Origin of the sequence: Amycolatopsis sp. cmx-4-83 (genome assembly GCF_046548815.1) — a bacterium.
Lineage (GTDB): Bacteria > Actinomycetota > Actinomycetes > Mycobacteriales > Pseudonocardiaceae > Amycolatopsis > Amycolatopsis pretoriensis_A.
In genome coordinates, this window is sequence record NZ_JAEBEF010000011.1 from 56,578 (window position 1) to 77,992 (window position 21,415).

Here is a 21,415-nt window from a genome sequence, read left to right on the forward strand (position 1 = left end):
ACCGTGGTGCTGCGGGAGATCATCCTTCCGGGGACCGCTATCCGAGGTCGACGGGCGCGAGCGCCCGGTCGTAGACGGGGAACCGGAAGTACGTGGTCACGTCGCCGCGGCGACCCGCGGTGCGGTAGCTCACCAGCTCCAGCACGCGCGTCTCGGAGAGCGGGCCCGGCGCCAGCGCGGCGGTGAGGAGGCGGAACCGGCCGGGGTCGACGCCTTCGCGGTGCAGCAGTTCCGCCGTGCGCTCGACGGCTTCTTCGTCACCGGACGTGAGATCGGGCAGCCGCAGGTACGTCGTGGCCTCCGCGGCCCGGTCCGCCCCGGACCGGAAAGCCAAGCAGCTCAGCGCGGCTTCACCCGCGTCGAGCCGGTCGCCCGCGAGGGTGCGGTACGCGGCCGCCGCGGCTTCGGCGTCGTGGCTCAGCGCCACCGAAGCGACGTCGTTGACCTCGGCGAGGCCGGCACCGTGGTTGCGGTAGTAGATCTTGACCCGGGCTTCGGCCTCGTCGCCCAGGTCCACCGCGAAGAACTCGATTTCCCGCACCCCGTCGACGGTTTCGACCCGGCGGCGGGCGTCGTCCCAGGCCGCGCCCATGCCGAGCCGCTCCATGGCCTCGGTGACGGCGCCCTCGCGGTGGGCGGGCGGCCAGGCGTAGAGGCCGAAGTACGTCTTGTGGACGACCCGCGACGGCGGGCGCCAGGCGATCGAGTGCCACACCGGCGCGGGGGACGGGCGGCCCGTCCGCGGGGTGAACGTCTCGTGGACGCGGTCCAGCCTGCCGGTGACGGGATCGCCGTCCCCGGGCCAGACGACGTCGTGGCCGAGGCTGTCGAACAGCACGCGCAGTTCGGGGTGACCGCCGGACCAGTTCACCGACATCTCGGCCGGGAAGCCGTCGGCCGCCACATAGGACGGGTGGACGGGCGCCGGCCCGATCCGCTCGTGCGCCCAGCGGGGCAGCGCGGCGCGCAGCATCCGCGTGGTCCGCACGGACTGTTCCAGCGGAACCCCGAGCGCTTCACAGGCCGTAGCCCAAAGCCCGCACAGAAAGTCACCGGACAGCCGACCCGATGCGGGGTAGTTTTCCCTTATATATTCAGGAAAGTCCGGCATTCGATCGGTCACGAGCGGATGCTATCAGTTGGATGCTTGCTCAACTAAAAAGCTGCACCCGGGTGGTGCAACCAATTGGGCCATGTGGGTACGCCGGTGTCCGGGGTGGACACGGAGGGACACATCGGACACCGGCGAGTCCTGACCGGACACGAAGCGGACAACGCGCAGGTCTCAGACCCGCGCGGGCACCACCGTCATCGCGTGCTTCACCAACCGGATCAGCGCGAGCTTGCTGGAATCCCTGTCACGCGCATCACACATGACGATCGGCACTCGATCCGGGACCACGAGGGCCTCGCGGATCTCGTCGGCGGTGTAGCGCGGCGCGTTGTCGAAGCAGTTCACCGCGACGACGAACGGGATCTTCCGGCGCTCGAAGAAGTCGATCGCGGCGAAGCTGGTCTCCAGCCGCCGGGTGTCGACCAGCACGACCGTCCCGATCGCCCCGCGCGCCAGGTCGTCCCACATGAACCAGAAACGCGCCTGCCCCGGCGTCCCGAACAGGTACAGCACGTGCCGCGGCGAGATGGTGATCCGGCCGAAGTCGAGCGCGACCGTCGTGGTCGTCTTCCGCTCCACGCCGGACAGGTCGTCGATGCCGGCGCTCGCCTCGGTGAGCACCTCTTCGGTCGTCAGCGGCGGGATCTCGCTGACCGAACCGACCATCGTGGTCTTCCCGGCGCCGAACCCGCCGGCGACGATGATCTTGACCGGCGTGGGGACCAGGTCGGCCCCGGTGCCGTCAGTACTTGATGAGGCCATCGAGAACCGCCTGGAGAGTTTCGAGGTCCGGCGACTGCGCCGGGTGGTGGGTGGGGGAGCGCGTGATCACGAGGCCGCGTTCGATCAGGTCGCCGACGAGCACGCGCACGACCCCGAGCGGGATCTTCACGTAGACGGCGATCTCGGCGATCGAAACCGGGTGGCGGCACAGCTGCACGATCGCCACGTGCTCCGGGCCCAGCCCGACCGGCTCCTGCTCCGAGCGCAGCGTCATCACCTGCGTGGACAGGTCCAGCCGCGCGGTGTCGGCCGGCGTCCGGCCGCTCGTGATCGTGTACGGCCGGACCAGTGGTCCGGCGGCCTCGTCGTACCAGCCGTCTTCCGCGCTCACGTGGCCTCCCGCAGGACGTGCGCCGCTTCACGCGGCGCGGACGCCATGTAGTCGCCGACGCGCTTCACCAGCCGGCTCATCTCGTAGGCGATCATCTCGACGTCGACGCTGTCCGCGGCCAGCACGGCGAGGCAGGCACCCTGGCCCGCCGCCGAGACGAACAGGTAACCGCGTTCCATCTCGATCATGTTCTGCAGCACCGGGCCGCGGTTGAACTGCTTGCTCACCCCCTTGGCGAGGCTCTGCAAGCTGGAGGCGATGGCCGACAGCTGGTCCGAGTCGTCCTTGCTCATGCCTGCCGACTTGCCGATGAGCAGCCCGTCGGCGGACAGCACGATGGCGTTCTGCGCGCCGACCACGCGGCTCACCACGTCGTCGAGCAGCCAGTTGAGATCGGGTTTGGGGTTCCCGTACTCGTTCATTCGACGTCAGACCCTGACTTTCCTGTGTGGACTTTCCGGTGTGTGGTCGGGAACTAGGCTTCGTCCGGCCCGCGGCCGCGGCGGGTGCCCTTGTGGAACGCCGCCAGCGTGCGCGCGGTGCCTTCGCCCGGCGTCACGACGTCGTCGTCGCCGTTGTCCGGTTCGGCTTCGAGCTGGGCGACGAGGTTCTGCTGGGGCTCGCGCCGGGGCAGCCGCGGCCGGTCGTCGGTCGGGCGCTGCGCGGCGGCCGGCTCCGCGGCGGGCACCGGCTCCGGTTCCGGCGCCGCGGCCGGCACGGAGGGCAGCGCTTCGGGCGGGGTGAGCGCCCGCACCGGGTACGGCCTCGGCTTGGTCTCCCGCTTCATCGGGATCTGGCCGGTGAACGAGCTGGGTGAGTCCATCGAACCGGGTGAGCTTTCTGCGGCCCGCGCGGCGGGGGCGCCCACCGGGGCCAGGACCGCGGTCGTTTCCGCCGGGGAGCTGCCGGGCTCGTCGCCGCCGGCGCTGTCCTGGCCCGCCAGGTGCTGGACCGGGATGAGGACGGTGGCGCGCAGGCCGCCGTAGCGGGACGGGTCGAAGGTGACGGTGATGCCGAGCCGGGCCGCCAGGCGCGCGACCACGAAGAGGCCGAGGCTGGAGTCGGCCCGCAGCGCCATCGCGTCGAACTCGGGGGCCTCGGCCATCATCGAGTTCGCCCACTCGCGGACGCCGTCCTTCATGCCGAGCCCCTGGTCCGACACGTCGACGACGACGCCGCGCGCGACCATGCGGCTGGTCACCTCGACCGGCGAACCGGGCGGGGAGAACGACGTCGCGTTGTCGACGAGCTCGGCGACGAGGTGGATGGTGTCGGCCACCGCGGCGCCGACGATGGCGACGTCGGCGACCTGCTCCACCTGGACCCGCGCGTACTGCTCGGTTTCCGAGACGGCCGCGCGCAGGACCTCCATCAGCGCGACCGGCTTGCGCCAGCGGCGGCCGGGCTGCTTGCCGCCGAGGATGATCAGGTTCTCGGTGGTGCGCCGCGCGCGGGCGGCGAGGTGGTCGAGCTGGAACAGCGACGCCAGCTGCGTCGAGTCGTCCTCGCGCGCTTCCATCTCGTCGAGGATCTGCAGCTGCTGGTGGACCAGCACCTGGTTGCGGTGCGCGATGCCGAGGAACACGTTGTGCACGCCGCTGCGGGCCTTCGCCTCGCTCGCCGCGGCGTTGACGGCGGTCAGCTGGGCGGTGTTGAACGCCTCCGCCACCTGGCCGATCTCGTCGCGGCCGTGGTCGAGCTGCGGCAGCTCTTCCTTGAGGTCGACCGATTCGCCGTTCTTCAGCCGCTCCACGATGTTCGGCAGCCGGTTGCGGGCGAGGTCGAGCGAGTCGTTGCGCAGCCGCGCGAGGCGCGTCATCAGCGCGCGGTCGACGAGCGAGCGGGACACCCGCACCGCGACGATGATCGCCGCCAGTGACGCGAGCAGAGCCAGGATCGACCCGATGATGACGTTGCGCAGCTGGGCGTCACCGGAGTCGATCGCGGCCGCGGAAACCTTGTCCGCCTGGGTGATCGCGAGGTCGTTGAGGCCCTGGGCGACCTGGGTGGTCGCGTTCAGCCAGTCCGTTTCGGACACCGGCACGGAGTTCTGCTCGCTGGGCGACCACGGGCCGTGCTTGACGATCGCCTGCTCGGCGGTGGCCAGCTGCTGCCACGCGGCGCTCTTGGCCAGCGCCCGATAGCGGTCGCGGACGCCCGCGTCGAGGAACGGCTCGATCTGCGCCAGCTGCGCGCGGTAGGTCCCGGACAGCTGCGCGAACTGGGCGAAGTCGTCGGGGGCGAAGGTGCCGGCCGAGAAGGCCGTCGACACCAGCGAAGTCTCGCGCGACATCGCGTCACCGGCGCGGAACACCGAGGTCGCGGTGATGCCGCCGGTCGCGGCTTCGGCGTCCGGCACGATCCGGGCCTGGGTGTCGAACAGGTTGGACGCCGTGTCCATCACGCCGTTGTAGTAGCTGTTGACCTGCGCGCGGTCGATGCTGCGGAAGCTGACCTGCGAGCGCAGCACGGGCAGCTGGTCGAACTGGGACTTCAGCGCGTTGACCTTGGTCGCGATCTCGTCCGGCGCGGTGGAGATGGTCGCGGCGAACGCGTCCTTCAGCGTGTCGAGCTTCTCGTCGGTGACCTTCTGCTGCGCCTGCAGCCGGGCCGGGCCGAGGGCCGGGTCGTCCAGGTACTGCAGCGCGCTTTGGCGTTCCTTCTGGAATTCGGCCAGCGCGGTGGCCGCGGGGATGGACACCTCACGCACCGAAGCGGCGACCAGCCGGACGTAAACGCCGTTGAAGAGGAAGTACGAAGAGACCGCGATCCACAGCACCAGCAGGGTCACGCTGGGAATGAGAACGGTCCTGGTCAGCCTTTTGCGGATCGACTTGTCGTACGGCTTGTCCGACTCGTCCTTGGCGTCTTTGTTCAGCACGGCGGTTCACGAACTCCTGAGTGACGGTCGGCGAGGAAAGGGGACCCGGAGGAGGAGGCGGACACGACGATGGGACACAGCGGCGGCCCTCACCCGTCTTCGCCTCACTCTCCGTGTTGCCGCGGAATCGATCAGGGTCCGTTTTTTACCACGAACCACTGAGGGCCGGTGGTGCTGGCCCGGCTGGCGGACGCTTGTCCGACCAGCGTTGAACGGTGTTTACCGAGTGCATCGGGGTGGTTACCGCCATTTCCTCTGGTAACGGACCCGCGACGGTTTTCGGCGGCTTGCACGCTGGGCCGAACGGGTGAATGTGAATTCGGCCGATGCGGCGGACGGGGTGTTCACGTTGCGGGAAAGAAGGGGCGGCGGTAATGCCCGCGCGTACCCGGCGGAGGCCGTCGCGGCACACTTGATGATCTTGACCACAGGACGCCGTCACGGCGTGTCGCGGGAACCCGCGTCAGTGCTCGCCGCAGCCGGGTTCTTCCCGGACCTCCGGCAGCGGCCGCCGGGGCTCGCGGACGCCGCTGGGGTCGCCGCCGCCGGCCACCCACACGGTCACCGCGCCCCACCGGTCGAGCCGGGTACCGGCGGCCGGCAGCTGGGCGACGACCAAGCCGTTCAGCAAGGGGTGGGGACTGTCCGGATCGGGTCCCTGCAGCGTCAAACCCGCGTCGTGCCCGGACAGCCACGCGTCGAGCGCCTGCCTGCCCCGGAAGTCCGGCACGACCACCGGTCGCGGTTCATCCGCCACTGCTCTTCACCCGCCGGCCAGTTTACCGGGGCAGGCAAGACTGGTTTGACAAAGAAGCAGTGCTTGTCAAACCAGCTTTACATCACGTACGGTTTCGTAAATCACTCGAGGAGGCGTGATGAGCGAAGTGACCGGAACCGTCCCCGCCGGGTCGACCGAGCTGTGGCGAGACCGCAAGCGGTACCTGTGGCTGATCGGCCTGGTCGTGCCGTCGCTGGCGTTCCTCGCCATCGGGCTGCACGCGGCGACCGGCTGGAGCGCCTGGTTCTGGATCGGCCCGGTCGTGATCCTGGTGATCGTCCCGCTCGTCGACCTGGCCGCCGGCCTGGACCGGAGCAACCCGCCCGACGACGTCCTCGAGCGGCTGGAGCAGGACCGGTACTACCGCTGGATCACCTTCGCGTTCCTCCCGATCCAGTACGTCGGCTTCGTCGCCGCGTTCTGGCTGGTCGCGCACGGCGGCCTCACCGTCGTCGACAAGATCGGGCTGGCCGTCTCCATCGGCTGCATCGGCGGCATCGGCATCAACACCGCGCACGAGCTGGGCCACAAGAAGGAGAGCCACGAGCGCTGGCTGTCGAAGATCGCGCTGGCGCAAAGCTTCTACGGCCACTTCTACATCGAGCACAACCGCGGCCACCACGTCCGCGTGGCCACCCCGGAGGACCCGGCGAGCAGCCGCCTCGGCGAGAGCTTCTACCGCTTCTGGCCGCGCACGGTCTTCGGTTCGCTGAAGTCGGCGTGGCGCCTGGAGCGCAAGCGCTACGCCCGCCGGGACAAGCACCCCTTCCGGCTCGGCAACGACGTCCTCAACGCGTGGCTGATGTCCGCGGTGCTGTGGGCGGCGATGATCGCGTGGCTCGGCGTGGGGATCCTGCCGTACCTGGTGATCCAGGCCGTCGTCGGGTTTTCGCTGCTGGAGGTCGTCAACTACATGGAGCACTACGGGATGCTGCGCCGGCGGGTCGGCGTGGCGGGGAAGCGCCGCTACGAGCGCGTGGATCCCAGCCACAGCTGGAACTCCAACAACATCGCCACCAACGTCCTGCTCTACCACCTGCAGCGGCACAGCGACCACCACGCCAACCCGACGCGGCGCTACCAGACCCTGCGCGACTTCGCCGAATCGCCGGTGCTGCCCACCGGGTACGCCGGGATGATCGTGCTGGCGCTCGTCCCGCCGGTGTGGCGGCGGGTGATGGACCCGCGGGTGCTCGCGCACTTCGAGGGGGACGTCTCCCGCGCCAACATCCAGCCGTCGAAGCGCGAGAAGATCCTTGCCCGGTACGGAACCCGGGTCACGGCCGCCGAAACCGCGCCGGCGGACACCCACGGCGACGCGAGCGAAGGCGGCATGTGCCCGGGCTGCGGGTACGTCTACGACGAGCAGCTCGGCGATCCGCGCGAAGGGTTCCCGGCCGGCACGCCGTGGTCCGCTATCCCGGACTCCTGGTGCTGCCCCGACTGCGGCGTCCGCGAGAAGGTCGACTTCGTCGCGCCGGGCCGGGTGGGTGCGTGATGCGGATCGAAGCGGACCGCGGGAAGTGCGACGGCCTGGGCATGTGCGAAGCGATGGCGCCCGACTTCTTCGAGGTCGGTGCGGACGGCACCGTCGTCGTGCTCGACGAGCAGCCGGGCGAGGAGCACCGGCAGGATCTTGCCGCCGCCGTGGACGCCTGCCCCGTGCTGGCCTTGAAGCTGACATGACCCTCGTCGTCGTGGGCGCGTCGCTGGCCGGGCTGCGTGCCGTGGAAGCCGCGCGCCGCACCGGGTACCGCGGCCGGACCGTGCTGATCGGCGCCGAGGAGCACCTACCCTACGACCGGCCGCCGTTGTCCAAGGCCTTCCTCGCGGCGGACGGCCCGCGGGTGGTCGAGCCGTTCCACGCCGAGGCGGTGCTCCGCGAAGAACTCGGGGTCGAGCTGATGCTGGGCGCGCCGGCCGAGGGACTCGACACCGATGCGCGCGAAGTGACCGTCGCGGGCGCGGGCGTCCGCTACGACGCCCTGGTCATCGCCACTGGCGCCACCGCCCGCACCCTGCCCGGCGCCCGCACGCTGCGCACCGCCGAAGACGCCGTCGCGGTGCGCGCCGCGCTCGACCGGGGCGCGCGGACCGTCGTGGTCGGCGCCGGGTTCATCGGCTCGGAGGTCGCGTCCGCCGCCCGCGCCCGGGGCCTGCCGGTGACGATCGTGGAAGCGGCCGCCGTCCCGCTCGTCCGCGCGGTCGGGGAGACCGCCGGGGCGATGCTGGCGGAGCTGCACCAGGAGGCCGGCACCGAGCTGCGGCTCGGCGCCGAGGTCACCGCCGTCACCGGCAGCGGCGTGCACCTGGCCGGCGGCGACGTGCTGCCCGCGGACCTCGTGGTCGCCGGCATCGGCGCCGTCCCGGCCACCGGCTGGCTCGCGGGCAGCGGGCTGCTCCTGCACGAGCGCGACCGCGGCGTCGTGTGCGACGCGACCCTGGCCGCCGGGCCACCGGGGGTCTACGCGGCCGGCGACGTCGCGCACGTCGCGAACCCGCTGTTCGACGGCCTCCTGCGGCCGGAACACTGGACCAACGCGGCCGAGCAGGGCGCGGCCGCCGCCCGGCACGCGCTCGACCCGGCGTCGGCGCGGCCCCTCGCAGCCGTGCCGTACTTCTGGTCCGACTGGTACGGCCACCGGATCCAGTTCGTCGGCACGCCGCACGCCGACGAGGTCGTGACCGCGGGGGACACCACCCTCTACCGCCGCGGCGACCGGCTCGTCGGCGCCCTGACCGTCGACCGCCCGCGCGAGATCATGAAGCACCGCAGGCGGATCGCCACCCGCGCGCCCTGGGCTGAGGCGCTCGCCTTCGCGGGCACGGCCTAGAATGACGATCATGAGCGGGGCACCTCCGGCGCCGCCCGACGGTGGTCAGCACCGGCGGCCGATCATCAGCGCGGCCATCGAGCTGACCGCGCGGTCCGGCTGGCCGTCGGTCACCATGGCCCGGCTGGCCGAGCTGGTCGGGGTCAGCCGCCAGACCGTGTACAACGAAATCGGCTCCAAGGCCGCCCTGGCCGAGGCGATGGTCGCGCACGAGCTCGACCGGTTCCTCACGGTCGTCGACGCCGCTTTCGAACACCACCCGGACGACCTCGTCGAGGCGTTCTACGAGGCCGTCCGCTCGGTGCTCGAACTCGCCGAGGACAACGTCCTGCTGCGGGCGATCGTGTCGGCGTCCCACGGCGCCGCCCCGGAGCTCCTCCCGCTGCTGACCACCGACGCGGGCGCGCTGCTCGCCCGCGCGAAGGTCCTGCTCGCCGCGCGCGTGCGGCCGTACCGGCTGCCGCTCACCGACGACCAGGCCGACGTGGTGATCGACCTGGTCGTGCGCGCGGTTCTCAGCCACGTCATGCAGCCGTCGGACACCCCGGCCCGCACGGCGGATTCGCTGGCCTGGGTGGCGACCCGCGTGCTCGGCGTCGAGGCGGCGCGGCCGCTGCGGCACACCTGACGCTCAGCGGAGGCCGCGCCGGTCGAGCCACGCCGAGAGCTCGGTGGCGATCTCCTTGGGCCGGTCCTCCTGGGCGTGGTGCCCGGCCTCGCCGCCCGCGACGACGTCCAGCGCCGCGATGTTCTCGGTGCACCACCGCGCCATCTCGTTACCGATGAGCAGGGTGGGCGAGCCTTCGAAGGTGAGCAGCAGCTTGGGGACGTCCACGCTGCCGGCGAGCCACCGGTCGTAGGCCTCGACGCGCTCGACGAGCTCGGCCGGCTCCCCGCCGAGCGGCAGCTGACGGGCCCAGGCGAGGACCGGGCGGCGGCTCTCCGGCGTCGGGAACGGAGCGAGGTAGGCCGCGAGGTCGTCGGCGCCGACCGGCGTGCGGACGCCGCCGGTGAACGCCTGCCGGATGAAGAGGTCCTGCGTCAGCACCAGGTCTTCGCCGACGCCGGGCGTGCGGATCCTGCGGGAGCGCTCGGCCGCCTGCGGGGACAGGTCGTCCCACGCCATCGGCTTCACGATCGTTTCGAAGAACGCGAGCCCGCGGACCCGGCCGGGGTGGCGGGCGGCGTGGTCGAAGGCGAGGGCGCCGCCCCAGTCGTGGCCGACGAGGACGACGTCGTCGAGGCCGAGCTCGTCGAACCAGGCGTCGAGGTACCGGGCGTGGTCGGCGAAGGTGTAGGCGAGGTCGGGCTTGGGGGAGCGGCCCATGCCGATGAGGTCGGGCGTGAGCAGCCGCCCGGGGCCGACGTGGGGGAGGACGTGGCGCCAGCCGTGCGCCGAGCCGGGGTTGCCGTGGAGGAAGACGACCGGGGTGCCGCTGCCGGTTTCTTCGTGGTGGAGGACGGGCATTTCAGGTCCCTTCGAGCGGGGTGTCGAGCAGCAGGGTGAGCTCCCGGGTCAGCGCCTCGGTGCGGTCGCCGCGGCGGCCGCCGAGCGGCGCGAGCATGCGGTCGAGCAGCGCGCCGACGGTGGCGATCGCCGGCTCGACCACTTCGTGCCCGCGCACGGTGAGGGCCAGCCGGACGCTCCGGGTGTCGGCGGGGTCGCGGGTGCGCTCGATCAGGCCGTCGGCGTCGAGGGTCCGGGCGAGCTTGGAGACGTAGAGGGCTTCGAGACCGGTGTGGTCGGCCAGTTCCCGCTGGCTCGGCGCCTGTTCGCGCTGCAGGTCGAGCAGCGAGGCCAGGAAGACGTACTGGGCGTGGGTCAGGCCGACCGGGGCGAGCGCGCGGTCGACCGCCACCCGCCACTTCATGGAGAGGCGCCAGACCAGGTGCCCGGGAGTGCTCATGCCAGATAATGTACATGGCTATAGTAGCCATGGCTACTATTTGGCCGGACGAGTGGGGCGGCTCGCGCTGTCATGAACGAGTCGTTCACCTCGCCGGACGCGGTGAACGAGTCGTTCACGTCAGCCGGCGAGCTCCCGGATCCGGGCCAGCGCCGCCCGGACTTCGGTGAAGCCGGTCGTGAGCGGGCTCAGCCCCACGCGGATGCCGTCGGGACGGCGGAAGTCGATCAGCACGCCGTTTTCGATCAGCACGCGGGACAGCCGCTCGGCGTCGGGGTGGCGGAGGGTGACGTGACCGCCGCGGCGGTCGTCGTCGCGGGGCGAGGCGACCTCGAACCCGAGCGGGACCAGCCACTCGTCGGCGAGGGCGAGCACCCACCGGCCCAGCGCCACGGCCTTGGCGCGCACGCGGTCGATGCCCGCCTCGGCCAGCAGCGCGACGCCTTCCTGGACGCCGACCATGCCGAGCACCGGCGGCGTGCCGGACAGCGCCCGGCGGATCCCCGGCGCGGGGACGTACTCCGCGGCCATGCCGAACGTGTCGGCCGCGCCCATCCAGCCGGTGATCGGCTGGCCGAACTCCGCTTGGTGGCGGGCGTTGACGTAGAGGAACGCGGGCGCGCCGGGCCCCGCGTTGAGGAACTTGTACGTGCAGCCGACGGCGAAGTCGGCGCCCGCCGCGTCGAGCGCCACCGGGATCGAGCCGACGCTGTGGCAGAGGTCCCAGACGGTGAGGGCGCCGCGTTCGTGCACCAGCCGCGTGATGGCGGCCAGGTCGGCGATCGCGGCCGAGCGGTAGTCCACATGGGACAGCACGACCGCCGCGGTGCGCGGCCCGGTCACCGCCGCGACGTCTTCGGGGCCGACGTCGCCGGCCTCGATCCACCGGACCGTGCGCCCGAGTTCGGCGGCGACGCTCTCGACCAGGAACCGGTCGGTGGGGAAGTTCGCGGTGTCCGTGACGATCTCGTCGCGCCCCGGCCGCAGCGCGACGGCCGCGCGCAGCACCTTGTAGAGGCACACGGACGTCGAGTCGGCGACGATCGTCTGGCCGGGCGCGGCGCCGATCGCGACGCGGCCGAGTTCGTCCCCGATCGCTTCGGGCAGCGCCAGCCAGCGCTCTTCCCACGACCGGATCAGCCGGCCGCCCCACTCTTCGGCGACGAGCTGCTGCAGCCGGTCCGCGGTGGCGCGCAGGGGACGGCCGAGCGAATTGCCGTCCAGGTAGGCGACGACGCCGGGATCGGTGATCGGGACGAACCGCTCGCGGAAGGCCGCCAGCTCGTCGTCCGCGTCGAGGCGCGCCGCCTCCGCCTGGGTGGTCAGCGGTTCTTCTCCTTCACCCGCACGGTTTCCTTGCGCACTTCGGCCTGCGTGGCGCGTTCCCGCACCAGCCAGTCGGGGCTGTCCGCCTTCAGCGCGTCGATCTCGTCGGTGGTGAGCGCTTCGGTGATGCCGCCGCGCGTGAGGCCGCCGATGGAGACGCCCAGCTTCGCCGCGACGACCGGCCGCGGGTGCGGCCCGTTCCGGCGCAGCTCCTGCAGCCATTCGGGCGGGTCGGCCTGCAGCGCGTTCAGTTCGTCGCGGGAGACGACACCCTCCTGGAACTCCGCGGGGGTGGCTTCGAGGTACACGCCCAGTTTCTTCGCCGCCGTCGCGGGCTTCATGGTCTGGGCGGTTTTGTGCGACGTCATGCCGTCCAGGGTAGCCAGCCGGGTGCCCGGTAACCTGACCCGGTGACCTCGTTCCGCCTCGCCTACGTTCCCGGAGCGACCCCCGCCAAGTGGGTGCGGACCTGGGCCGAGCGCGTGCCGGCGGTCCCGTTGACCCTGGTCCCGGTGGCCGCGGCGGACGCGACGGCCCTGCTCCGCGCGCGCGAAGCGGACGCGGCGCTGCTGCGCTCGCCGATCGACCGCGAGGGCCTGCACGCGATCCCGCTCTACACCGAGACGACCGTGGTCGTGGTGGCCAAGGAACACCTGATCGCGGCGGCGGACGAAGTGTCCACCGTGGACTTGGCCGACGACGTGGTGCTGCATCCCCTGGACGACACGTTGGAGTGGTCTTCCTTGCCGGGCCGCCCCGCGGTTTCGCGCCCGGAGACGACGGCGGACGCGATCGAGCTCGTGGCGGCCGGCGTCGGGGTGCTCGTCGTTCCGCAGTCGCTGGCTCGCCTGCACCACCGCCGCGACCTGACCTACCGGCCGCTCGCGGACGCGCCGCAGTCGAGCGTGGCGCTGTCGTGGCTGGAGGACGAGACGACCGACCTGATGGAGCAGTTCATCGGCATCGTCCGCGGCCGCACGGTCAACAGCACGCGCGGCCGCGCTCCGGCTCCTGCTGCGGATCCGGCGTCGGCTGAGCGCAAGCGTCCGGTGCGGAAGCCGTCGCCCCCGAAGCCGGCCCGGCGCACCGGCGGCGGCGCGGGCAAGCGGCGCCGCCGGTCCTGAAGCTCCCCGTACGCGGGCGGCTGTCTGGGTGCCGCGAATGACTCATTCGCGGCAGCTGTGAGGTGCGGCCCGGTTGGCGGAATCCGAGTGTCGCGTAGCCGCTGAAGCCGGTCCGGCGGTGGCGCGCCCGGGCGTGCGGCGTCAGGCGGTCGTGCAGACGCAGTTGCCGTCGGCGCGGTCGGCCAGGTCGGGGTCGTCGAACCAGTGGCCGTCCTCCCCGAGGTAGCGGAAGTGCAGCACTGTGCCGGGGGTGACGTCCACCGACGCCGAGCGGCGGCCGTTGGAGCGCGGGGTGAGGTGGTGGCGGCCGGGCGTCCAGTCGTTGAACGATCCCACGACGCTCACCCGTCCGGGCGGTGCGGCGAGCGGGAGACTGAAGGTGACGCGCTGGGTGCCGGCCCGGCTCTTGCTGATCTTGATCACTCGGTGGCGGCCTTTCGCGGAGGGCGGTCGGGAGGGGCGTGCTCGGCACTGAGCGCCGACATGGTCGCACAGCGGTGACGATTCGGTCACGTGGAGTGCCCGATGGAGTTACAGGGCCGCTCAACGGTTCGCCACCGTCCGGGTGGTCCTCGGGTGAACCATGATCATCTCGGGTTCATCGCGGGCCCCCGGTGGGAAACTGGCTGCCGTGACTGTCGTCGTCGATCGTCAAGTCAAGGATCCGTGTGCCTGGCTCAGCGCCGTCACCCACGAGCTCGCCGTCGCCTCCCCGGCGGACAGACGCGCGGTGCTCCTGACGGTGTGGGACGGGCTGGCCGCCGCCCGGCTGGCCGGACTGTTCGCGGCCGCGGCTTCGCCCCGGTGGCGAGCCCGGCAGCGCCACGCCGAATCCGTCGAGTTCGACCTCGCCCTGCAGCTGGCGCGCGAATGCACCATCGCCACGGGCTTGGCCATCCCGGCCCGGCTCCCGAGAGCCGCGGTCACCTGGCCGGAAGAGCGAGCCGACGCGGCGATCGCGGCGATCGTGTCGTTCTGCGGCACGGCCGAAGCGGTCCTGCGCCGGGCAGGCGAGCTGACGCCGGTGTGGGAGGACAGCCTGCTCGGGCCGGTGGCCCTGACGAGCTGGCTGGCGGAGTGCTGGACGGGCCGCCACGCGGGTTGCCCGCTGCAGCTCCCGGTACCTCGACCGGCGTGGTGGCGCTGACGTGTCCGTCAGGTCAAGTCTGGGCCGCCGGTGGTGTGCCGGGGCGGTGGAGAGGAGGCCGGGGTGACCGAAACGGCCCCGCTCAGAAGAATCCCGGACCCCGCCCGTGCGGCGATCCGCGCGCTCCTGCTGGCCGAACTGACCGCCGCCCACCGGCGAGTCGAGGCCGCGGGCTGCCCACCCGAGGTGCTGACGCGCGTGTTCGAGGCGCGCCGGAGCTGGCTGACCGAGCTCGGCCCGACGGCCCCGCCCAAGTCGGCTTAGGTGCCCGGGTTCGGTCTCCCGCCGTGCGGTCGGCTCGGCCCGATCCGGCGTGCGCCGCACAGCTGGCCCGCGCTGGCAGCCGACTTGCGTCGGGCGGGCGACCTGGGCCGGGCAGGCGACTTGCGCTGTGCGGCCGACCTGCGCCGCGCAGGCGGACCCGCGCCGTGCGGCCGATTTGCGTCGGGCAGTCGACCTGCGTCGGGCGGGGGACTTGCGCTGGGCGGCCGACCTGGGCCGGCCAGGCGACTTGCACCGCGCAGTCGAGGTGCGTCGAGCAGGCGACTCGCGTCGGGCGGTCGACTCGCGCCGCGCAATCGACCCTGGCCGGGCAGCCGACCTGCGTCGGGCAGGCGATTTGCACCGAGCAGTCGACCTGCGTCGGGCAGGCGATTTGCACCGAGCAGTCGACCTGCGTCGGGCAGGCGATTTGCACCGAGCAGGCGATCTGTGTCGGGCGGGCGACTTGCGCCGCGCAGGCGATCTGTGTCGGGCGGGCGACTTGCGCCGAGCGGCCGACCTGCGTCGGGCAGGCGACTTGTGCCGCGCGGCCGCCCCGGACCGCGCAGCCGACCTGCGCCGGACAGCCGCCCCGGACCACGCAGCCGATCCGGGCCGCGCAGCCGACCCGAGCCGCAGTCGACCCGGGCCGTGCGGCCGATCGCGCTCAGCGGTCCAGGATGGCCAGCACCGTCGCCACGATCCCGTCCAGCCGCTCCCGGTCCGCGAGTGCGGTCGCCAGCCAGTCGTCGCGGGTGGAGTCGCCCACTCCCGCCGCGCCGAACAGCACGCGGAGCACGGCCGTGACCACCTCCTTCGGGGGGTCGCCGCGGGCCAGGCGGGTCTCGATCGCCGCCAGTGCGCGCTCGGCCAGTTCCACCAGCTGCGCGTCCTCGATCTCGTCCGGGCCGACCAGCTCCAGCGCCGGCAGCTCCGCCGCGTTGTCCGCCGGCATCGGGGCCACCGGGGCGCGCTTGTGGCCCAGCGGCCGCTCGACGTGCTCGGCGTACCACTTCGGGTGGGAGCGCATCGCCGTCAGCACCTTCCGCACTTCGCGGTCGATCGTGTCGCGGTCGGCCACCGCCTCGCCGGTCACCTCGGCGCGCCGCGCGGCCCACGCGTCCAGGGGCCACAGCTCGGCGCCCGCCGTCGTCGGGACGCCGGCCCAGGTCAGGACCTGCACCGCCAGGTCGCACAACCAGGCGTCGCCGGCGAGGGCGTCGCCCAGCCAGGACGGGAGGCGAGGGCGTTGCAGGGCCCCGATTTCGCCGCGCCGGCGCCGGTGGGCGTCGACCGTCGCCGGGTTGAGGCGGGTGGCCAGCCAGCCTTCGAGGTTCTCGATCGGGTCGGTCGCGCGCCGCAGCGCGTGCTCCACCACCGCCTCGACGTCGTCGTGGAAGCGGTCGAGGCAGTCGGGGCGCAGCCACTCGAGGCCGCGCGCGCAGTCCGGGTGCCGCCGGCGGCGTTCCAGCGGCTTGGTGATCCGCGTGAACACCAGCGGCCACGCCACGCTGTAGACCGCGCCACGCAGCCGGGCACGGACGCCGGGCGTCGCGCCCGCGGCCGAGCCGGCGAGCAGGCCGTCGCGGGCCAGCCGGCGGACCCCCGCGACGTCGGTGCTGTCGAGCAACCCGTCCTCCCGATGTCGTCGACGGGAAAATGGTCGGACAGGCGGCGAACCGGAAAGGGCCGCGCGCAGGCCGAATCACAGCGGAAATGGCCAGGCACTGGCCAACCCGGAATCACCTGATCGGCGCATCGAGTACGCCCGATCGCCCGGAAGTCCGCGTGCCACAATCGAATTCCCATGGCACACGAGGACGGTTTGCTCCGGGAACTCACCACTTTGCGGCGCGGCTGGGGATTGGAAGCCGATCGGCTGCGGAGCCGGCTCGGGCCGCTCGTCTCGGGCTGGTGTGAAATCCACCGGACGGCGAGCGACCGCGACGCGCGGCGAGTTCTCCGTGAAATGATTTCGGCCGCGATCGCGGATTTCCCGGAAGCCGACCGGCTGGCGGTGAACGTCGCGCTCGGCATCGCCACCGGAACGCAGCACGCCCGGCTCAGCGACCGGGTCACCATCCTCGCCGAGCGCCTCCGGGTCTCCGAACGCACGGCGCGGCGCCGCATCGACCGCGCCTTCGTCCGGCTCGCCGCCGAAATCCAGGCCGGCTCGCAGCCCGGCGAAGGCGCGCCCGATCCGGACCGGGGCTGGTTCGTCAAACGGCTCAAGGCACTGCTGCGGCTGGACACCGCCGAGCCGGAGCTGATCGAGGAACGCGTGATCGTGGCGACCCAGGACGGGCTCCGCCGGATCTCCGCGCAGTTCACCGTGCCCCGCACGGACGACGGCCTGGACGGCGAGCGGCACGTCGCCGCCGACGCCCAGCACGGCGTCCGGATCAGCGACCGGAGCCGGGAGGGCCAGCGGCACTTCCGCTGGCTGCTCGACCTGCCGCGGCCGCTGTCCCGCGGCGACAGCCACACGTATTCGCTGGTCCTGCGGGTCCAGGACGGCCGCCCGATCCGGTCGTCCTACACGTTCGTGCCGCTGGTGACGTGCGAGTCGTTCACGGTCCGCGTGCGCTTCGACCCGGACCGGCCGCCGCGGTCGGTGTGGCGCCTGGACCGCGTCGCGCCCTCGGTGCTCGCCGACCCGCCGCAGCCGGGCGCGCCGCTGGACCTCGACGGCGCCGGCGAGGTCGCGCAGGACTTCGCCGCGCCGCAGCTCGGGTACGCCTACGGGCTGCGCTGGCTACCCGACCAAGATATTCCTTGACATGAATATTCTGATTGGTGAATACTCTGCTGCATGGACGGGATCGCAGCAGCACTCGGGGACGCCGCGCGGTGGCGCATCGTCGAACTCCTGGCCGAGCGCCCCCGCTCGGTCGGCGAGCTCGCCGAGCTGACCGGGCTGCGGCAACCGCAGACCACGAAGCACCTGCAGACCCTCGCCCGGGCCGGTCTCGTCGCCGTCTTCCCGCTGGGGCAGCGCCGCGTCTACGCCCTCGAGGCGGAGCCGCTCGCCGCCTTCGCGGGCCGGCTGCGGGAGCTGGCCGAGGCCACCGCGGGCCACGCGGGTGAGCGGGGCGTCGTCGCGCGCTACCGGGCGGCCATCGAGGCGGACTCGGCGGTCGCCGGCCGGGACCGCTGGGCGGACGGGCGCGAGTTCGCGTTCGACCGCATGCTGCCCGTGTCACGCGAGACCGTCTGGCGGTACTGGACCGACCCGGACCTGCTGGCGTCGTGGTGGGTCCCGGCACCGTTGACGCTCACCGACTGCGGCATCGAGCCGCGGCCGGGCGGGCGGGCCGTGATCGCCTACCGCGACGCCGACGGCGAATACCGCTCCGAAGGGAAGGTCCACGCCGCGGACGAACCCGGGCACCTGGCGTTCGACCTCGCGGTGCCGGGCCCGGCCTCGTTCACCGGCCACTACGACCTGACGTTCACCGAAGTCCCCGAGGGCACCCGGCTGCGCCTCGGCCTGCGCATCACCGCCACGACCACCGAGGCCCTGTCCGCCATCGCCGGCATCGAAACCGGCTGGGGCCAGGTCCTCGACAACCTCACCGCAGTACTCATCGAGAAGGGCTGACCGCCATGACCGACCGCAAGGTGACCGCGAACCTGAGCATCACCCTCGACGGCCGCTACCACGGCCCCGCCGGGCCCGCCGACATGGGCGCGATCGTCACGTACGCGATGACCGACGTCGCGCGCCGCCACCTCACCCGCATCTGGGAAGGCGCGACGACGGCGGTGCTCGGCCGCCGCAACGCCGAGGGCTTCCTCGGCTTCTGGCCGACGGTGGCCGCGGACGAGAACGCCGACCCGCGCGACCGCGGCTACGCGAAGTGGCTGGTGGACGTGGAGAAGGTGGTCTTTTCGACCACGCTGACCGAGGTCCCGTGGGAGCGCACCCGGCTGGTGAACGCGCCGGCCGCGGACGTCGTCGCCGAGCTCAAGGCGTCGGGGTCGGGCGAGATCCTGGTCAACAGCAGCGCGAGCGTCATCAAGGCGCTGCTCGAGGCGGACGCGCTGGACCGGCTGTACCTGATGGTCTGCCCCGAAATCGCGGGCGGCGGGCCGCGGCTGTTCGACGACGGCCTGCCCGCGTCGAAGTGGCGGCTGACCCACCACGAGGCGGGTGAGCTGGGGGAGACGGCGGTGGTCTACGACCGGGTGCGCTGAGGAGTCCGGAGTGGACGGTTCGGCGCAGTGGGGAAATGGTGGGGCGGGCGGGGCTCGAACCCGCGGCCAAGGGATTATGAGTCCCCTGCTCTAACCAACTGAGCTACCGCCCCCTGACCCCGGCACGCGGATTTGCTTCCGCACAGAAGTCTCAGTTCGCTTCAAGTTATCACAGCGGCCATCCGGGCAGATCCGGTAGGCCAAACAGGTTGAAGTGGCCGCCGACCGGCGCACGCTCGTCTAGGTTGCAAGGGCGTCACCGCTGAACGGAACGGCGGGAGGGACCGATGGCGGCAGCCACCCCGCCCGACCGCCGGGCGTGCCGGCTGGCGCTGCTGGACGCGTTCACGGCGGGGGCGGGCCTGGGCTTCCTCGCGCACCAGTACCGGGAGGCGCTCGTGGCGAACTCCGTGGTCATCGGCCTCGTGCTGGTCCTGCTGTGCGCACTCGGTTTCGTGCTCCGCGCCGCCGCGCGAGCCCTCTTCCGAGCGGGCTCGCGCGTCGACGCGATACTGGCGGAGGAACTGCGGGACAAGCCTTCGCCACGCCCGCGGTGACGGAAGTCGTTGCGGAGCAAAGCCAAGACCGCGGATTCCGCTAGCTGCCGCCGCCGCCGGTGGTGGTGGTCGGCGGAGGTTCGGTGGCGGGCGTCGTGGTCGGCGGTGGGGTCGTAGCGGTCGTGGTGGGCGGCTTGGCGGTCGTGGTGGGTGTGGTCGGCGGAGCCGCCTCCACGCCGTAAGCCGCGTAGGTGAACCAGATCTGGCCGAACGTCTTCGGTGCGGTCTGGGTGAACATCGCCCGCACCTGGAACGTGGTCGCCGTGAACGAGCCCTGCACCGTGTTGAGCATGAACGCGTTGAAGGGCCCGGGCGTGTTCGCCGACACCACGACCGCCTCCGGCACCTTGCCGAGGGTGTGGGTGACCGTGCAGAAGCCGTTGCCGTCGGTCACGCAGGTGGCTTGCGCCGCCTGGACGATCGGGGCCGGTGCCGGGCCGACGGCGGCGGACGCGCCCGCGAAGGCGACCGCGCCCGCGGTGACCACGAGCGCGCCGCCCAGTGCGGCGAGTGCGGTTCGAACCTGAAGTGCCATGGTGGATCCTCCCCTGGGAACGTCGCCACCGGGATCGCTCCGCCGGCCGCCGCCGTTACGCCCGACTGTCCACAACGGACGCGAACCGGTACCGGAACGTCCCGAAATCCCCGGCCGTGCTCAACTCCACCGGCTGCAGGCGGATCTGCGTGCCGCCCGGGTGGTCGAAGAGCCGGACCCCGTCGCCGAGGAGGATCGGGGCCACGTGGACCAGGACCTCGTCGAGCAGGCCCGCCTCCAGGCAGCGGCGGGCCGTCGTCGGGCCCAGCACCGCGACACAACCGTTGCCCGCCGCCGAGGACGCCGAAGCGACCGCCGTCCGCAGGTCCGGCTCGAAGGTGAACCCCGGCTCGGCCGAAGCCGGGTCGTCGCGGGTCACCACGAAGACCGGGACCCGGACGCGCCCGCCGTAGACCTCGCCCTCCGCCGTCGTCGCCGGGGCGTACGTGTTGTGTCCCATGACGACCGCGCCGATCTCGCCCAGCAACCGCTCGACGACCGGGTTCGGGCCGGCGGGCAAACCGCGGAGCCAGGACATGTCGTCGGCGGGGCCGGCGACGAAGCCGTCGAGGGACATCGTGATGTGGAACAGGACCTGGGCCATGGGTGCCGCCTTCCGGTGGGTGACACCGGTACCGACGAGCGGGGCCGGCGGAACTCATCGGTCAGGCGGGCACGAGTTCCCGCCTGACCGAGGCGGCGTAGCGCCGAGCGAGCGTCGCGCAGACGATCAGCTGGATCTGGTGGAACAGCATCAGCGGCAGCACGATCAGCCCCACCTGCGTGTGCCCGAACAGCACCGTCGCCATCGGCAGGCCGCTCGCCAGGCTCTTCTTCGACCCGCAGAACACGATGGTGATCCGGTCCGCGCGGGCGAACCCCAGCAGCCGGGCGCCCCAGCCGGTCGCGGCCAGCACGACCGCCAGCAGCACTCCGCACACCGCCACCAGCACCAGCAGGTGACCGAGGTCGAGCCGGTGCCAGATGCCTTCGACCATGCCCGCGCTGAACGCCGTGTAGACCACCAGCAGGATCGACCCGCGGTCGACCAGCTTCAGCGGCGCCGCGTGCGCGGAGATCCAGCCGCCGATCCAGCGCCGCGCCAGCTGGCCCGCCACGAACGGCGCCAGCAGCTGCAGCACGATCCCGAGCACGGCCGAACCGTCGACGCCGGCGCCGTCGCCCGCGAGCAGCAGCGCCACCAGCAGCGGCGTGAGCACGATCCCGGCCAGGTTGGACAGCGACGCGCTGCAGATCGCCGCCGCGACGTTGCCGCGGGCGATCGAGGTGAACGCGATCGACGACTGCACGGTCGAGGGCAGCACCGCGAGGAACAGCACCCCGGCGGCCAGCTGGGCGGGCAGCACGGACGACGGCAGCGCGAACAGCGCCAGGCCGAGCAGCGGGAACAGCACGAACGTCGCGCCGAGCACGACCGCGTGCAGCCGCCAGTGCCGCAGCCCGTCGAGGGCTTCCTGCGTGGACAGCCGGGCGCCGTACAGGAAGAACAGCAGCCCGACGGCGATCGTCGTGGCGGTGCCGAAACCGGCGGCCACCGCGCCCGAAGCGGGAAACAGGGTGGCGACGCCGACGGTGGCGAGGATGGCGAGGACGAACGGGTCGAGACGCAACCGAGACAT

The 21,415-nt window shown here is 72.3% G+C and carries 26 protein-coding genes and 1 tRNA gene; 11 read left to right on the forward strand and 16 right to left on the reverse strand.

Annotated elements, in window-relative coordinates:
- Positions 1-37 precede the first annotated feature (37 nt).
- From ACLJQM_RS32375 to ACLJQM_RS32400, 6 genes are all read right to left on the reverse strand, one after another.
- Positions 38-988, reverse strand: coding sequence for a hypothetical protein (locus tag ACLJQM_RS32375; protein WP_410634135.1), 951 nt, complete (start codon positions 986-988; stop codon positions 38-40).
- Positions 989-1,285: 297 nt separating this feature from the next.
- Positions 1,286-1,876: a GTP-binding protein gene (locus ACLJQM_RS32380; RefSeq protein WP_203612585.1), complete on the reverse strand. Its 591-nt coding sequence runs from the start codon at positions 1,874-1,876 to the stop codon at positions 1,286-1,288.
- Positions 1,857-2,228: a DUF742 domain-containing protein gene (locus ACLJQM_RS32385; protein WP_247020948.1), complete on the reverse strand. Its 372-nt coding sequence runs from the start codon at positions 2,226-2,228 to the stop codon at positions 1,857-1,859. The genes ACLJQM_RS32380 and ACLJQM_RS32385 overlap by 20 nt, the downstream gene beginning before the upstream one ends.
- The gene (locus ACLJQM_RS32390) at positions 2,225-2,650 is read right to left on the reverse strand and encodes a roadblock/LC7 domain-containing protein (protein ID WP_155545909.1); all 426 of its coding nucleotides are present in this window, start codon (positions 2,648-2,650) and stop codon (positions 2,225-2,227) included. The genes ACLJQM_RS32385 and ACLJQM_RS32390 overlap by 4 nt, the downstream gene beginning before the upstream one ends.
- Before the next feature lie 53 nt (positions 2,651-2,703).
- The gene (locus ACLJQM_RS32395) at positions 2,704-5,109 is read right to left on the reverse strand and encodes an ATP-binding protein (protein ID WP_360769816.1); all 2,406 of its coding nucleotides are present in this window, start codon (positions 5,107-5,109) and stop codon (positions 2,704-2,706) included.
- A 463-nt stretch (positions 5,110-5,572) separates the two neighbouring features.
- Positions 5,573-5,866 carry a PASTA domain-containing protein gene (locus ACLJQM_RS32400; RefSeq protein WP_360769819.1) on the reverse strand — a complete coding sequence of 98 codons (294 nt, stop codon included), beginning with the start codon at positions 5,864-5,866 and terminating at the stop codon, positions 5,573-5,575.
- A gap of 118 nt (positions 5,867-5,984) precedes the next feature.
- Here ACLJQM_RS32400 and ACLJQM_RS32405 point away from each other — a divergent pair, with 118 nt between their 5' ends.
- Genes ACLJQM_RS32405 through ACLJQM_RS32420 form a run of 4 tightly spaced genes read left to right on the forward strand, consistent with a single transcriptional unit; the run spans position 5,985 to position 9,349 of the window.
- The gene (locus ACLJQM_RS32405) at positions 5,985-7,385 is read left to right on the forward strand and encodes a fatty acid desaturase (protein ID WP_360769822.1); all 1,401 of its coding nucleotides are present in this window, start codon (positions 5,985-5,987) and stop codon (positions 7,383-7,385) included.
- Positions 7,385-7,573: a ferredoxin gene (locus ACLJQM_RS32410; RefSeq protein ID WP_247020956.1), complete on the forward strand. Its 189-nt coding sequence runs from the start codon at positions 7,385-7,387 to the stop codon at positions 7,571-7,573. Before ACLJQM_RS32405 ends, ACLJQM_RS32410 begins: the two co-directional genes overlap by 1 nt.
- Positions 7,570-8,721, forward strand: a complete 1,152-nt coding sequence (locus ACLJQM_RS32415) for an NAD(P)/FAD-dependent oxidoreductase (RefSeq protein WP_360769824.1) — start codon at positions 7,570-7,572, stop codon at positions 8,719-8,721. The genes ACLJQM_RS32410 and ACLJQM_RS32415 overlap by 4 nt, the downstream gene beginning before the upstream one ends.
- A gap of 1 nt (position 8,722) precedes the next feature.
- Positions 8,723-9,349, forward strand: a complete 627-nt coding sequence (locus tag ACLJQM_RS32420) for a TetR family transcriptional regulator (RefSeq protein WP_410634140.1) — start codon at positions 8,723-8,725, stop codon at positions 9,347-9,349.
- A 3-nt stretch (positions 9,350-9,352) separates the two neighbouring features.
- On the opposite strand, the gene ACLJQM_RS32425 is transcribed toward ACLJQM_RS32420, so the two are convergent.
- The 4 genes from ACLJQM_RS32425 to ACLJQM_RS32440 form a co-directional block, all read right to left on the reverse strand.
- Positions 9,353-10,189: a haloalkane dehalogenase gene (locus ACLJQM_RS32425; protein WP_410634142.1), complete on the reverse strand. Its 837-nt coding sequence runs from the start codon at positions 10,187-10,189 to the stop codon at positions 9,353-9,355.
- Position 10,190: 1 nt separating this feature from the next.
- The gene (locus tag ACLJQM_RS32430) at positions 10,191-10,628 is read right to left on the reverse strand and encodes a MarR family winged helix-turn-helix transcriptional regulator (protein ID WP_410634144.1); all 438 of its coding nucleotides are present in this window, start codon (positions 10,626-10,628) and stop codon (positions 10,191-10,193) included.
- Positions 10,629-10,748: 120 nt separating this feature from the next.
- Entirely contained in the window at positions 10,749-11,954 is a 1,206-nt protein-coding gene (locus tag ACLJQM_RS32435; RefSeq protein WP_410634483.1) for a kynureninase, read from the reverse strand.
- Positions 11,951-12,322: a DUF5997 family protein gene (locus tag ACLJQM_RS32440; RefSeq protein WP_247020965.1), complete on the reverse strand. Its 372-nt coding sequence runs from the start codon at positions 12,320-12,322 to the stop codon at positions 11,951-11,953. The genes ACLJQM_RS32435 and ACLJQM_RS32440 overlap by 4 nt, the downstream gene beginning before the upstream one ends.
- A 42-nt stretch (positions 12,323-12,364) precedes the next feature.
- Here ACLJQM_RS32440 and ACLJQM_RS32445 point away from each other — a divergent pair, with 42 nt between their 5' ends.
- On the forward strand, positions 12,365-13,078 hold the full coding sequence (locus tag ACLJQM_RS32445) for a LysR substrate-binding domain-containing protein (RefSeq protein ID WP_410634146.1): 714 nt from the start codon (positions 12,365-12,367) through the stop codon (positions 13,076-13,078).
- A gap of 141 nt (positions 13,079-13,219) precedes the next feature.
- Here the strand turns inward: ACLJQM_RS32445 and ACLJQM_RS32450 are convergent, their stop codons facing one another.
- Positions 13,220-13,501: an isoamylase gene (locus ACLJQM_RS32450; RefSeq protein WP_247020969.1), complete on the reverse strand. Its 282-nt coding sequence runs from the start codon at positions 13,499-13,501 to the stop codon at positions 13,220-13,222.
- 208 nt (positions 13,502-13,709) lie between these two features.
- Here ACLJQM_RS32450 and ACLJQM_RS32455 point away from each other — a divergent pair, with 208 nt between their 5' ends.
- Positions 13,710-14,225 (forward strand): hypothetical protein, encoded by a 516-nt coding sequence (locus ACLJQM_RS32455; RefSeq protein WP_247020971.1) that lies wholly within the window; start codon positions 13,710-13,712, stop codon positions 14,223-14,225.
- A gap of 63 nt (positions 14,226-14,288) precedes the next feature.
- Positions 14,289-14,489, forward strand: a complete 201-nt coding sequence (locus ACLJQM_RS32460) for a hypothetical protein (RefSeq protein WP_360769840.1) — start codon at positions 14,289-14,291, stop codon at positions 14,487-14,489.
- Between the two features lie 664 nt (positions 14,490-15,153).
- Here ACLJQM_RS32460 and ACLJQM_RS32465 read toward each other — a convergent pair.
- On the reverse strand, positions 15,154-16,116 hold the full coding sequence (locus tag ACLJQM_RS32465; protein WP_410634149.1) for a hypothetical protein: 963 nt from the start codon (positions 16,114-16,116) through the stop codon (positions 15,154-15,156).
- 177 nt (positions 16,117-16,293) lie between these two features.
- Between ACLJQM_RS32465 and ACLJQM_RS32470 the strand changes: the two genes are divergently transcribed.
- The 3 genes from ACLJQM_RS32470 to ACLJQM_RS32480 are packed head-to-tail and all read left to right on the forward strand — an operon-like array spanning position 16,294 to position 18,683.
- On the forward strand, positions 16,294-17,265 hold the full coding sequence (locus tag ACLJQM_RS32470; RefSeq protein WP_360769844.1) for a hypothetical protein: 972 nt from the start codon (positions 16,294-16,296) through the stop codon (positions 17,263-17,265).
- 33 nt (positions 17,266-17,298) lie between these two features.
- The gene (locus ACLJQM_RS32475) at positions 17,299-18,087 is read left to right on the forward strand and encodes a metalloregulator ArsR/SmtB family transcription factor (protein ID WP_410634151.1); all 789 of its coding nucleotides are present in this window, start codon (positions 17,299-17,301) and stop codon (positions 18,085-18,087) included.
- Between the two features lie 5 nt (positions 18,088-18,092).
- Entirely contained in the window at positions 18,093-18,683 is a 591-nt protein-coding gene (locus tag ACLJQM_RS32480) for a dihydrofolate reductase family protein (RefSeq protein ID WP_410634153.1), read from the forward strand.
- 36 nt (positions 18,684-18,719) lie between these two features.
- Here the strand turns inward: ACLJQM_RS32480 and ACLJQM_RS32485 are convergent.
- Positions 18,720-18,796, reverse strand: a tRNA-Ile gene (locus tag ACLJQM_RS32485).
- A 174-nt stretch (positions 18,797-18,970) separates the two neighbouring features.
- Here ACLJQM_RS32485 and ACLJQM_RS32490 point away from each other — a divergent pair.
- Positions 18,971-19,240: a hypothetical protein gene (locus tag ACLJQM_RS32490; protein ID WP_410634154.1), complete on the forward strand. Its 270-nt coding sequence runs from the start codon at positions 18,971-18,973 to the stop codon at positions 19,238-19,240.
- Between the two features lie 40 nt (positions 19,241-19,280).
- Here ACLJQM_RS32490 and ACLJQM_RS32495 read toward each other — a convergent pair whose 3' ends face one another.
- The 3 genes from ACLJQM_RS32495 to ACLJQM_RS32505 all read right to left on the reverse strand — a co-directional run bounded on the left by ACLJQM_RS32495 (position 19,281) and on the right by ACLJQM_RS32505 (position 21,415).
- Positions 19,281-19,775, reverse strand: coding sequence for a hypothetical protein (locus ACLJQM_RS32495; RefSeq protein WP_410634155.1), 495 nt, complete (start codon positions 19,773-19,775; stop codon positions 19,281-19,283).
- Between the two features lie 55 nt (positions 19,776-19,830).
- Positions 19,831-20,379, reverse strand: coding sequence for a dihydrofolate reductase family protein (locus ACLJQM_RS32500; protein ID WP_410634157.1), 549 nt, complete (start codon positions 20,377-20,379; stop codon positions 19,831-19,833).
- A gap of 61 nt (positions 20,380-20,440) precedes the next feature.
- Positions 20,441-21,415 (reverse strand): bile acid:sodium symporter family protein, encoded by a 975-nt coding sequence (locus tag ACLJQM_RS32505; RefSeq protein ID WP_410634159.1) that lies wholly within the window; start codon positions 21,413-21,415, stop codon positions 20,441-20,443.

Coding starts and splice junctions, on each gene's coding strand:
- ACLJQM_RS32380 (WP_203612585.1), bottom strand. CDS start 1,876: ATGGCCTCATCAAGTACTGACGGCACCGGGGCCGACCTGGTCCCCACG.
- ACLJQM_RS32390 (WP_155545909.1), bottom strand. CDS start 2,650: ATGAACGAGTACGGGAACCCCAAACCCGATCTCAACTGGCTGCTCGAC.
- ACLJQM_RS32405 (WP_360769822.1), top strand. CDS start 5,985: ATGAGCGAAGTGACCGGAACCGTCCCCGCCGGGTCGACCGAGCTGTGG.
- ACLJQM_RS32410 (WP_247020956.1), top strand. CDS start 7,385: ATGCGGATCGAAGCGGACCGCGGGAAGTGCGACGGCCTGGGCATGTGC.
- ACLJQM_RS32415 (WP_360769824.1), top strand. CDS start 7,570: ATGACCCTCGTCGTCGTGGGCGCGTCGCTGGCCGGGCTGCGTGCCGTG.
- ACLJQM_RS32420 (WP_410634140.1), top strand. CDS start 8,723: ATGACGATCATGAGCGGGGCACCTCCGGCGCCGCCCGACGGTGGTCAG.
- ACLJQM_RS32425 (WP_410634142.1), bottom strand. CDS start 10,189: ATGCCCGTCCTCCACCACGAAGAAACCGGCAGCGGCACCCCGGTCGTC.
- ACLJQM_RS32430 (WP_410634144.1), bottom strand. CDS start 10,628: ATGAGCACTCCCGGGCACCTGGTCTGGCGCCTCTCCATGAAGTGGCGG.
- ACLJQM_RS32440 (WP_247020965.1), bottom strand. CDS start 12,322: ATGACGTCGCACAAAACCGCCCAGACCATGAAGCCCGCGACGGCGGCG.
- ACLJQM_RS32470 (WP_360769844.1), top strand. CDS start 16,294: ATGGCACACGAGGACGGTTTGCTCCGGGAACTCACCACTTTGCGGCGC.
- ACLJQM_RS32475 (WP_410634151.1), top strand. CDS start 17,299: ATGGACGGGATCGCAGCAGCACTCGGGGACGCCGCGCGGTGGCGCATC.
- ACLJQM_RS32480 (WP_410634153.1), top strand. CDS start 18,093: ATGACCGACCGCAAGGTGACCGCGAACCTGAGCATCACCCTCGACGGC.
- ACLJQM_RS32490 (WP_410634154.1), top strand. CDS start 18,971: ATGGCGGCAGCCACCCCGCCCGACCGCCGGGCGTGCCGGCTGGCGCTG.
- ACLJQM_RS32495 (WP_410634155.1), bottom strand. CDS start 19,775: ATGGCACTTCAGGTTCGAACCGCACTCGCCGCACTGGGCGGCGCGCTC.
- ACLJQM_RS32500 (WP_410634157.1), bottom strand. CDS start 20,379: ATGGCCCAGGTCCTGTTCCACATCACGATGTCCCTCGACGGCTTCGTC.
- ACLJQM_RS32505 (WP_410634159.1), bottom strand. CDS start 21,415: ATGTCTCGGTTGCGTCTCGACCCGTTCGTCCTCGCCATCCTCGCCACC.